The following is a 10,775-nucleotide window of genomic DNA, read 5'->3' on the forward strand; positions in this document are numbered from 1 at the left end:
AGTAGCCTGACACCTTCACCCGCTCAACCGCACCATCTGCGCCGTTGAAATAGAAATTACCCTTGAGGTCGGACAGGCAGGCATGGTTTGCAAGATCGGTCGGGTCTTCGGGCCAGCCGTGACGCTTGACGTAGTCCGGCGACGCGCACAGGCAGTAGGAAAGGTAGCCGAACAGGCGCGCCTTCAAACTCGAGTCCGTAAGCCTTCCGTAACGAATAACGACGTCGAACTGCTCCTGCACCAGCTCCGCCTCGCGCAGGTATGCCACCACTTCCAGCGAAATTTCCGGGTGGCGGGCCCCGAAATCGGCAACGATGGCCGACATGTACGTGATACCGAATACGCTGCTGAGACCGATACGCAGGCGACCCACTGGCCGCTCCTGAAACTGCGAGATCTGCCGCTCCACGTTGGTCAGCGACGAGCGCATGTCGAGACAGCAGCGGTGGAAGATGTCCCCGGCCGCGGTCAGCGACAGGCGGCGCGTGGTGCGAAGCAGCAGCTGAGCGCCGACGCGGGCCTCAAGCTCGCTGACCATCTTGCTGACATAGGACTTGGATACGCCGAGAAACTCCGCAGCAGCCGTGAAACTGCCGGTCTCAACCACGGCAAGAAACTCCTCAATACCGCGCCATGTCACGAACGCTCCCCCTCGCATCGTCATCTCGGCCATCTCGCGTGCCGCGTCGCTGACAATGCTAGAGGGAGGAAGCGTCGATGAAAAGCCGAACCTGCCGGACTTGTTCGACAAGCCCGGCACGTCCTGCGGCCCCGGTTGGGGCCCTTTCTTAGGCCGCCCGCTGTGCAAGGTTCTGCTTCAGCGGACCGATTTTGGCCGCAAGCGCCCACAGCGCTTCCTTGTCCAGATCGTAGACTTCAAGGGCATTGCCGGCGAGCATCTTCTGGATGTCCGCCTCGGGCAGGCCGCCCAGGCTCAGGCTCATCTTCTCGAGCGTAGACGGCCAGGTGCCTTCCGGGTGCGGATAATCGGTGCCCCACATGATCCGGTCGATCCCGATCTTGTAGTAGGCGTCGGTTGTCTCCTCGTCTGGCAGCGCCGAACAGCCAACCCAGATGTTCCGGGCAAAATATTCGCTCGGCTTCATCGTCAGGTTGTTATTGAAGTCGCCCAGCTTGCCGCTGGTATGCTTGACCGAGCCGCGGATATCCATCAGTTCGATCATCCAGGGGAACCAGAACTCGCCGCCCGCCTCCGTGAATACCACTTTCAGGCGCGGGTAGAGCTCGAAGACGCCGCCGAAGATCATGTTCCACATCGGGCGGGTCAGCCAGAAGGCGAACTCGCACAGGTAGGTGCCGATCCAGCCCTGCTGGGTGGTATCGTATGACGGCGCGCCGCCGGAATGGAAATGCACCGGCATGTTCAACTCCTGAAGCAGCTCCCACATGGGATAATACTTCCGGTGATTGTACATGTCGTAGCCGTCCATGATGGCAGGCAGGAACACGCCTTTCAGACCCGCGCTGTGCGCCCAGCGGATCTCCTTGAGATTTTGCTCCATGTCATAAAGGGCCGGGATCACCGCAAGGCCAATGCGGCGCAGCGGATCTTCACGGCAGAAATCCGCCAGCCAGCGGTTGTGCGCCCGGGCGCCGGCCCATTGCAGCTCCGGATCGATGCCATAAGGCTTCAGGCCAACGTCCGCGCCGAACGGCGGGGCATTGCGCTCGGTGATCCCGTCCGGAAACAGCACCTCGGCCGCAACGCCGTCCGCATCGAGCACGCGGTTACGGATCACCGGATCCCATGCGCCCTCAAGGCCGTCACCTACGCGCGCGCGCCACTTGGTGTTGAAGTCATCGATGAGGAAGCGCTTCTCATGCTCCTCGCGCGCCTTGATTTCCATGGCGATGCGCAGGTCAAATTCCGCATGGTATTTGCTCTCCAGATATTCCCGGTAGCGCTCAGGCGGAAGCCCAGCGTGACCATCAGAGGAAATGACGAGGTAGCGATCCATAACTCTCTCCCACAAATTCTTTGTCATGGCGGCCAGCTCGGGGCTGAGCGGCTCTGATGATTTCTCTTGCAGAATACCGCGCCGCTTCCGCCTCCAACAAGGCAACCAGCGCGGACAAACTATCGCTCACAGGAAACGATGACGGGCTTACCTTTCACGAATTTGCGCTAATGCCGGGCTGATGCCCGCATAGGCGCACAGGCCGGTCAGCAGCACGATGAGCAGAACGAAGGGCGCTGCGCGGTCCAGTTGATACAGCGCCACGGCAATGACCGGCGGCACGACGATGGACGCCCCGGCAATCGATGAGACGGCCCCTGCCACTGCTCCCTGCCGCGTGGATCTGGCCGCCAGCGACGCGCCAGCGGTGAAGCCCGGACGCGCCAGGCCGTAGCCAAGGCTGGCTGTCGCGTAACCGATGACCAGCGGGGTGTAGCCGGGCAGCAATACCACCAGCGCGTTGCCCAGAACCGCCAGCCCTCCGCCCCAGCGCAGCATGGTGCGGGGCATGAGCCCGAGCGGGGCGATCAGCCCCCATTGCGCAACCAGAGCGGCAAGCGCGCACGCAACCATCGCCGCACCGATTGCCCCTTGGGCAGCCGTCGGCTCAAGGCCAAGCCGATCGATTACAAGAAAGCCGAGCGTATAGGTGTTGGCTGCCTGCGCAGAACTCATCACGAAGCCATAGATCAGGAACGGCCGCACGCCGGCATCGCGCCAGATGGAACTGGTGTCAGCCTGCGACCGGGACTGTGCGGTATCTGTGAGACTGCCCGCACTGTCCCGCGGCAGAAAGGCGGCAACGAGCAGCAGGATGGCAACGCCGCCCAGGCCGAACAGAAACATGGGCGCGGACAGACCCGCAGGCGGCAGTATGAGAAAGGGCGCAACGGCCGGGCCGAGCACCGTGCCAAGGCTGAGCGCCCCGGCAAGACCGGCAACGGCCCGCACGCGGGCGGCACCATCGGAATGCTCCGCGATATAGGCTTGCGCGGCCGTTGCCGAGGCGGAGCCGAACACGCCATAGCTGGCACGCACGACCAGGAAGGCCACGAACAACGCCGTCGGCCCGGCCATGCCCGCCGCGCCCGCCAGCACGACGAGGCCGCAACCCACCATGGAAAAGATGAAGCCGAAAAGCCCGAGCAGGATGTAGGGCTTGCGCCCCTCCCGGTCGGAGCGTCTTGCCCAGTAGGGCGAGCTGAAGGCCCACATCAGGGCGGACAGCGAGAAGATGCCCGCCACCAGAAAGTCCGAAATGCCCATCTCGCGCCCGACGGCGGGCATGACCGAGATGAGCCCGGTGTTCCCGATCGCCGTTGCGAGCGTGGTCGCAAAAAGGGCGGCGAAGGCCAGAGGGGACAAGACAGCGCCTTTTCCCGGCATGTTTCGGCCTCCGCCGCGTGTTTCTCAGGATCAGAAGTCGAGCTTGGCCTCGAAGCCGAAGCTTCGCGGATCGGCCCACTGACGCACTGTGAAGGTCGTCAGGTTGATGCCGCTGACCCAGTATTTCTCATCCGTCAGGTTGCGGCCCCACAGGGACAACTCCAGCTGCGCGTTGCGACCCACTTCAAGATTGGCCAGCGAGATGCGGCCGTCCAGCACGCCATAGGCCTTGCGCTTGGCAAGTTCGTCCGGTGTGATTGTGCCCCACTGCTCGCCACGCCAGCTGTAGTTGAGGCTGGTAATGATTTCCGGCCCGCCGAGATCAATGCGATGTTCGGCACCGATCAGGAAGTTGTGCTTGGGCGCGAGCGGCACCTTATAGGTGTCCGTCACGTCCTCTCCGGAGGGCAGCACGAAGTCCTTGTAACGCGCATCGAGGTAGCCGTAACCGAAGTTGACCGAGAGCGTATCCAGAAGCCGCAGGTTGCCCTCGATTTCGAAGCCGGTGAACTCAGCCTTGCCCGCGTTGATGATGTTGGTGGTGATGAGCGCCGGCACAAATACGCCTGCCTGAAACTCCTTGTACACGTTGTGATAAACGGCGGCATTCACGCTGAGGCGACGATCGAAGAAGGCCCCCTTGGTGCCCAGCTCGAACGCCAGGAGTTCTTCGGGGTCATAGGGCGTGTTGAAGGCGGCATTGGTCGAGGCGGTGTCGTTGAAACCGCCGCTCTTGAAGCCGGTTGCAACACGGCCATAGACGTTCCAGTCTGGCTGGATTTCGTAGCGGATGTTGAACTCCGGCGTGAACTTGGACCAGGTTTTCTTGTTCTCCAAGGGTATCAGGTCATCAGGCCCGATCGCGCCATTGGGCAGCGCGCCGAGCGCCGGTCCGCCGCTGCGGGTTATGGGCGCGCCCGTCACCGGATCGCGCACAAAAACGCCGGAGCCCGGAGCCGCCGGATTGGCGCGGTAGTTATTATAGGAGATCAGGCGCTCCCATACGTCGCGGGTTTCACGAGTGTAACGCAGGCCGACCGTCAGATCGAGGCGGTCTTCCATCACTGGCGGCGTCCAGGTGAACTGACCATACCCGGCAATGGAATAGTTGTTCGCACCACGCTCGCTAAGGTCGTAGTTGTTGCCGCCGAACTGGAAGTTCCAGCGCGGGTTATACACGTCATACTTGTCGCGCATGTAGAAGCCGCCGACAGTGTAATTCAGCCGCTCACTGCTTCCGATGACCTGCAGTTCCTGACTGAACTGCTTGTAGTTGTTATTGAGCGTGAAGCGGAAAAGATCGAGCGGAGTGCCATCGAAATCGCTGTCGCTGCGCGTCTTCAGATCTCGCCATGCGGTAATCGACTTCAAGGTCAGCTCACCGATGGCGGTCGATCCTGCGTCGTACTCGGCCGTGATCGCATGGCCGAACACCCGGAAGTCGCTGCGAAGGCTCGCATCCGCCGCGCCATTGTCCGGACGGTTGGGATTGATGTAGGGCCCGATCAGGCCTGTACCGATGGAGCCCGGCGCGCTCGGGGTCAGCATGGCGCCCGTCCCCTTGCTGTCGCTGATGTCGTACGCGTAGCTGATCGACAGGTCGGTGAACGGTTCCCAGAGCACATCCACCCGGCCGGCGTTCAGGCGCTGACGGCCGAAGTTGTGGCGGTCGAGCGTGTTTTCGTAAAAGCCGTCGAACTGGCGGCCGGAATAGGCCGCCTTCGCCTTCAGCGTGCCCAGAGCGCCATCCGGATCACCGATGGCAGGCAGATCGACCACAAATCTCTGGGTGAACAGATCACCGTTGCCGGCGCCGAGAATGAGCTTGCCACCGAACTCGCCCGTCGGCGCACGGGTGACAAGGTTGATGGCGCCGCCGATCGTGTTCTTGCCGTAAAGCGTTCCCTGCGGCCCGCGCAGCACCTCGATCCGCTCCAGATCCACCATGTCGAAGGCCGCGCCGGTGGACTTCGCGATGGGCACGCCGTTGATGTAAAGGCCGACCGGCTGATCCCGGCCCAGACTGGTGTCGCCGGACGGCGCGATGCCGCGAATGGTGATCAGCGGCCCGAAACTGTTGCCCACGGTCTGGTTGATCTGGATATTCGGGACTTGGGTTTCAATGTTGTTGACGTTGGTGATGCCCGCCCGCTCGATTGCCGCGCTGGACAGCGCGGATACAGAAACAGGCACATCGATCAACCGCTCCTCGCGGCGCTGCGCCGTGACGACGATATCCTGCGTATAGACGGTCTGCCCACTCGATTGTTGACTGTCCTGCGCCCATACTGGCGCAACGGCAGAGGACCAAGCAACACTACTCAACAACAAGGTCAGACTGGTACGACGTTTCATATTCCCTCCCCACACGGCTGGAAGGGGCGCAGCAACGAACTTCTCTAGGTCCGCATTTCAGCCCCTTCGTTGCTGCCACGCTGCGTCTTCACGCAGTATGCTAACGTTTTTTTTGAACGTTGCTGCCTCTTTGTAACAGCAAGAGTGTTCCTGCTGCGGGCTCCGTGGCCCCTCTATCCTTGCGGAGCCGTTGCGCTGCCACAAGCACGTGCGGACGACCATACTGTTTCCCTATGCAACCTAATCTTGTGGCTTGAATGGCTGGTCGCCATTCAGCTGCGATGTATATGCAGCTCTGAAGGTTCGCCCCACCAGCAGGCATGGCCGCACATCGCCGCTCCCCGCTGCACCGTGCCGATTGTGCCTGCAAGGACCAGTGACGGTCAGAAAAGCTGGGGGCTGGCCTTACGCGTCAGTTTTGGAAGCGCGCGCAAGCCTGTCGCGCTTCAGCATGGGCAGGCGCTCGTAGCAAGGATCATCCGCCCCTGCCCGGCCAACGGCGATGCCGTCCAGCGAGAATTCCGCATTCGAGGCGATGCTGCGCTCCTCCAACCAGTCCAGCACGAGCGAGCGGCGCAGGAATTTCCAGACACCCTCCCGCTTTTCGTACTGGTCGATGTAGCGGCCATGGGCGATGAATTCCCGCGCGCCGTCTCGCGTGCGGTGATAGGCCATGGACGTCAGCTCGCCCTCGGCACGGTCGCCCTCGATCAGGAACAGCATGTTGCCAAGGATATGCGCGGTTGCATCCCAATGCTCCATCATGGACGGCAGCCAGTCGATGAAACCGGCGGCCGGGCCGCAGTACATGGGGCTGTGATCATCAACAGCATCCTCATGATAGAGGGTCCGCAGCAGGGCGTAATCCCGCCGGTCGATGGCGTGGCAGTAGGTCCAGGCAAGGCGCTGGAGGGCTGCCCGATCGAGCATCTCCTCAACGGTCATCGGCCCTGGCGCAAGCGTCGGGGACAGAGTCTTATCCAAAGCAAGATCCATTACAGCAACCTTCCACAACCGGGCTAACCAGTGACTTCGACGGGCGCCATCGTCTGCCAAACCTGTGTCAAAGAGTAATCACTTCGCTCGCCGGCAGCGGATGCTCGTCCGCACCAATCCAGCGCAGGAGCGCGGTCCCGGAGCCATGCCCCGCCACATCGAACCAGTTGCCAAAGCCCGGATCACGGCTGGACACCACCAGTGTCAGCATGCCATCGGCGTCCAGTCTTGCTTTCTTCGGATTGGTCCAGACGTTGGAGCGATTGATGTAATCCATCGACTCCATCCACCAGTTGTCCAGCTGGAAGTTCCAGAACCTGCAGTCCGGAACCCGGGTGCGGATGACCCAGGCCTGATCCGGTTTGAGCGCCCAATAGCCATGCAGGTAAAAGATATTGGGATCACCGCCGGTTTTCTGGAAAATGGACTGGTCCCACGGCAAAAGTTCGTTGGGCCGCGCCATGAACATTTCGGTCCATTCGGCAAATGTCCTTGCCGTCACCGTGACGAACCCGCTGATCGTCTGCAAGGCCGAGGCAACCTTTTCCGGGGTCAGGGGCGCGGGAACGTCCGGTCCGTCGATCGCCCGGATGGACAGTGTGGCAGGCGTTTCCGCCGTCTTGTCCAGAAAGGTCTGGCGGACAAGCAGCAGGGAAGTGTCTGCCTCCAGCGCCAGCCAGTTCGTCGCCTCGCTCCGCTCCTGGCTCGCCAGAATTTCAAACGATCCGTCCGGATTGAAGACCATCTGACTGGCTTCAAGTTCGCCGGTTGACACCATCGAGCCGTCGGTCATGAACCTGTTCGCCTTGGTGCCGAAGCTTAAGTAAGGAACCGTGCCTCGATGGCCGGTGATACGGTAGCGGCGCTGACCGGAAATCACGGCGTTATGATAAATATTGTCCGGGTTGTCGCCGCCGATCTTGACGATTTCATTGGACAACTGAAACAGGCGCGGAAAATCCGGATCCGAGGATTCCATCGCCATTTCAAGCGCAACGCGGGTCAGGCGTGAGAGATAACGGACGCCTTCGGCCTGATCCAGAGCGGTGCGCGGTGTCTGCGCGCGGGTCAGCACCGCGCTGGCTTGTGCCAGATCCGAGCAGAACTTCTGCCAGAGGTGGGCCAGGTCAGCCTCGTCCTTTGCTGATCCGGACGCACCTGCGCCTATCGCCAGATTATCCCGGTAGGTCATCGCCACATGCTCCTGAATGAGGCAAGAGCCGTCCATGACGCCTCGCCTCGCCAATCAAGGCTTCCCTGACGTCTTCCATGGCCAAGGCCCCACGCGCAGGAAGCGCAATCTGCCGACGCAACTTTGGTGACGGCAAAAAGCTAAGGTATGCGCCTCTAAGGGCAAAGGGGAAACTGGCGCGACTTTGCAGCCCAAGGGCAAAACCTACCCAATTCGCAGGGCCAAGGCCCCGAGCCCTGCCTGTGCGAGCGCAACCGGAAAGGGCTTGAGCAACACCCTGCCACCCTCCAGCCGCTCCCGGACGAGGCCGACGGCCCGGGCTGCCGCTTCCGGCCTGCGGTCGAAGCAGGACGCCAGAAACCCTTGCGCATTCATCGCGCCAAGGCCAAGGGCTGCAAGCTTTCGGCGTGGAAAGTCCCGTAGGTTTTCCGTCACGATGAGCGAAGCACCAGCCGCCAGCGCTCCGGCCACCACATGGCGATCATTGGCATCGCGCAGCAGCGGACACCGATCAAGGAAAGCGGAAGGGTCCGGCACAAGAGCGGCAGGCCAGGCGCCCTCGAGACTGCAGCGCACACTGGCAGCGTGTGCGTCCGCTTCCGCCCGTTCCGCCCCGTCCCGCACAACGAGCATGCGCGAGAGTGCCCACTCGGCCTCGTCCAGCACCTTGGAGGACCAGAAGAGGCGGCACAAACCCGCTTCGGCAAAGGCCAGGCACAACTCGCGCTTCAGCAGGCTGACAAGACAGCAGGCATCCATAAATGCCAGCGGCATAGAGCGGTCCTCGCCCTCTTCGGCGCCTTTCACCTTCCTTGCCTCCGAACCATCGCAGTGCCCCTCTCAAGTGCCTGACCGCCTTAGCTCACCCGCCTTTGGAATTCGACGGGCCATGAACGCGAACCGGCATGTTCGGCACACTCCCTCCATGCACAAACGCACCGCCTCGTTAATAGGTTATTTTTAGTGACTTCTTGGTTGCATTATCTAATTTTCACGCCATGCTGATGGCAAATGAGTCGGAAGGGTCCCCTCGCGGACCGAGCGACTCTTGTCTGCGTATCTTGGGCGCGCGGCGCCTCGTTCACCACCCACAGGCGATTTTTGGGGAAAAGGCATGACCTACGTTGACGGTTTCGTGATTGCGGTGCCGACGGCCAACAAACAGGCGTTCATTGACCATGCAAAGCTTGGAGACAGCGTCTTTTTAGAAATGGGTGCGCTTCGCGTGCTCGAATGCTGGGGCGATGACGTGCCCACGGGCAAGCAGACCGACTTTCGCCGCGCCGTGCAGGCGACGGATGATGAAACGGTCGTGTTTTCCTGGATCGAATGGCCGGATAAGCCAACCCGCGATGCCGCCTTTGCCCAAATGAGTGAGCGGATGAAGACCGATGACCGGATGAACCCGGAGAAAAACCCGATGCCGTTTGATGGCGCCCGCATGATCTTCGGCGGGTTCAGCCCAGTCGTCACGCTAGAGAAGCCCAAGACCAACAAGCCGGGCGATTACATCTGGTACGAACTGCTGACCAGCGATGCCGACGCGGCGCAGTCCTTCTATGGCAAGGTGCTGGGCTGGAGCTTCGCCGACAGCGGACAGGCCAACATGGATTACCGCATCCTGAATGCCGGGCCGCACAGTGTCGGCGGTCTCATGGGCATTTCGCCGGAAATGGCCGAGCACGGCGCCCGCCCCACCTGGCTGGGCTACATCGCCGTCGAGGATGTGGACGACAGCGCGGCCGATCTGGAGAAGCGGGGCGGCCGTGTGCTGATGCCTGCCACGGATATTCCCGGTGTCGGGCGGATAGCAATGGTCGCTGACCCGCAAGGGGCTCCGTTCTATGTGATGAAGCCCAATGGCGAGGGCAAGAGCATGGCCTTTGCCGATGACCACCCGCGCCTTGGCCACTGCGCCTGGAACGAGTTATCGACGCCGGATCAGTCCGCCGCCTGGGCCTTTTATGGCGATCTGTTCGGCTGGAAGCATGATGGCGAGATGGATATGGGCCCGATGGGCAAGTACCAGTTCATCCGCCATGGCTCGGTCATCGGGGCCATGATGCCTGCCACCCAGTCCGACAAGCCGCATTGGACCCAATATTTCCGCGTCGAGAACATCGATACCGCAAGGGGTGCCGTGGAGGCCGGCGGCGGCAAGATCCTCACCGGCCCTGACGAGATTCCCGGCGGAGATTTCGCCATGAACTGTCTTGATCCCCAGGGCGCGCTGTTTGGGCTGGTGGGTGGCCGGGCCTGAGGCTCGACACCACAGAACAGCCAAAGAGGCCTGAGAGGAGAACGGACATGGCCAAGATCACACCCTGCCTCTGGTACGATGGCACCGCCGAGGAAGCCGCACGCTTCTATGTTACCTTGCTGCCGGACAGCCGTGTCGAGCGGGTCGTGCAGGCGCCCTCTGACAATCCTTCGAACCTGGAAGGCAGCACCCTGATGGTCGAGTTCACGCTGGCAGGGATGAGGTTCGTCGGCCTGAACGGCGGCCCGCAATTTCCCTTTACCGAGGCCGTCAGCTTTCAGATCGAAACTGAAGATCAGGCCGAGACCGACCGCTTGTCCGATGCCTTGACTGCCGACGGCGGCGCACAAGGCAGTTGCGGATGGCTGAAGGACCGCTGGGGCGTCAGCTGGCAGATCATACCCCGCCGGTTGCCGGAGTTGCTCGCATCACCAGACAGGAATGCGGCACGGCGGGTCTCGCTCGCCATGCTCCAGATGCACCGTATCGATATCAACGCGCTGGAGGCCGCCGCACGCGAGCCAGCCGCCAGCTAGTCTGGCTGACACCCGTCGCACATAGCCCCGGGCCCGGGGCGCTTGAGACAACGGAAAAAGGGTCTTTCAAG

8 protein-coding genes and 2 pseudogenes are annotated in these 10,775 nt (G+C 61.9%); 3 read left to right on the top strand and 7 right to left on the bottom strand.

Features of this window, described 5'->3' with window-relative positions; all coding sequences use genetic code 11:
• From VIG90_RS10630 to VIG90_RS10660, 7 genes are all read right to left on the bottom strand, one after another.
• Nucleotides 1-751: LysR family transcriptional regulator (locus VIG90_RS10630; RefSeq protein WP_331593490.1), on the bottom strand; the 751-nt coding region annotated here is incomplete at its 3' end.
• A gap of 37 nt (nt 752-788) precedes the next feature.
• On the bottom strand, nt 789-1,979 hold the full coding sequence (locus VIG90_RS10635; RefSeq protein WP_331593491.1) for an amidohydrolase family protein: 1,191 nt from the start codon (nt 1,977-1,979) through the stop codon (nt 789-791).
• Nucleotides 1,980-2,126: 147 nt separating this feature from the next.
• Nucleotides 2,127-3,344, bottom strand: a complete 1,218-nt coding sequence (locus VIG90_RS10640; RefSeq protein WP_331593492.1) for an MFS transporter — start codon at nt 3,342-3,344, stop codon at nt 2,127-2,129.
• A gap of 51 nt (nt 3,345-3,395) precedes the next feature.
• Entirely contained in the window at nt 3,396-5,720 is a 2,325-nt protein-coding gene (locus VIG90_RS10645; protein WP_331593493.1) for a TonB-dependent receptor, read from the bottom strand.
• A 405-nt stretch (nt 5,721-6,125) separates the two neighbouring features.
• Nucleotides 6,126-6,704, bottom strand: a complete 579-nt coding sequence (locus VIG90_RS10650; RefSeq protein ID WP_331593494.1) for a nuclear transport factor 2 family protein — start codon at nt 6,702-6,704, stop codon at nt 6,126-6,128.
• A 79-nt stretch (nt 6,705-6,783) separates the two neighbouring features.
• Nucleotides 6,784-7,944: a DUF1214 domain-containing protein gene (locus VIG90_RS10655; protein ID WP_331593495.1), complete on the bottom strand. Its 1,161-nt coding sequence runs from the start codon at nt 7,942-7,944 to the stop codon at nt 6,784-6,786.
• A 168-nt stretch (nt 7,945-8,112) separates the two neighbouring features.
• Complete coding sequence (locus tag VIG90_RS10660) at nt 8,113-8,715, bottom strand: PIN domain-containing protein (protein ID WP_331593496.1); 603 nt, start codon at nt 8,713-8,715, stop codon at nt 8,113-8,115.
• A gap of 307 nt (nt 8,716-9,022) precedes the next feature.
• Here VIG90_RS10660 and VIG90_RS10665 point away from each other — a divergent pair.
• From VIG90_RS10665 to VIG90_RS10675, 3 genes and pseudogenes are all read left to right on the top strand, one after another.
• A pseudogene (locus VIG90_RS10665) lies at nt 9,023-9,391 on the top strand (DUF1428 domain-containing protein); the annotation flags it as partial.
• 45 nt (nt 9,392-9,436) lie between these two features.
• Nucleotides 9,437-10,168, top strand: a pseudogene (locus VIG90_RS10670) (VOC family protein); the annotation flags it as partial.
• A 47-nt stretch (nt 10,169-10,215) separates the two neighbouring features.
• Nucleotides 10,216-10,704 (top strand): VOC family protein, encoded by a 489-nt coding sequence (locus VIG90_RS10675; protein ID WP_331593497.1) that lies wholly within the window; start codon nt 10,216-10,218, stop codon nt 10,702-10,704.
• Nucleotides 10,705-10,775 lie beyond the last annotated feature (71 nt).

The organism is Pedomonas sp., from assembly GCF_036515995.1.
Lineage (GTDB): Bacteria > Pseudomonadota > Alphaproteobacteria > Sphingomonadales > Sphingomonadaceae > Pedomonas.

Excerpts from the sequence above, each read along its gene's own strand:
- VIG90_RS10645 (WP_331593493.1), bottom strand. The coding sequence starts at position 5,720 with ATGAAACGTCGTACCAGTCTGACCTTGTTGTTGAGTAGTGTTGCTTGG.
- VIG90_RS10655 (WP_331593495.1), bottom strand. The coding sequence starts at position 7,944 with ATGGACGGCTCTTGCCTCATTCAGGAGCATGTGGCGATGACCTACCGG.
- VIG90_RS10675 (WP_331593497.1), top strand. The coding sequence starts at position 10,216 with ATGGCCAAGATCACACCCTGCCTCTGGTACGATGGCACCGCCGAGGAA.
- VIG90_RS10635 (WP_331593491.1), bottom strand. The coding sequence starts at position 1,979 with ATGGATCGCTACCTCGTCATTTCCTCTGATGGTCACGCTGGGCTTCCG.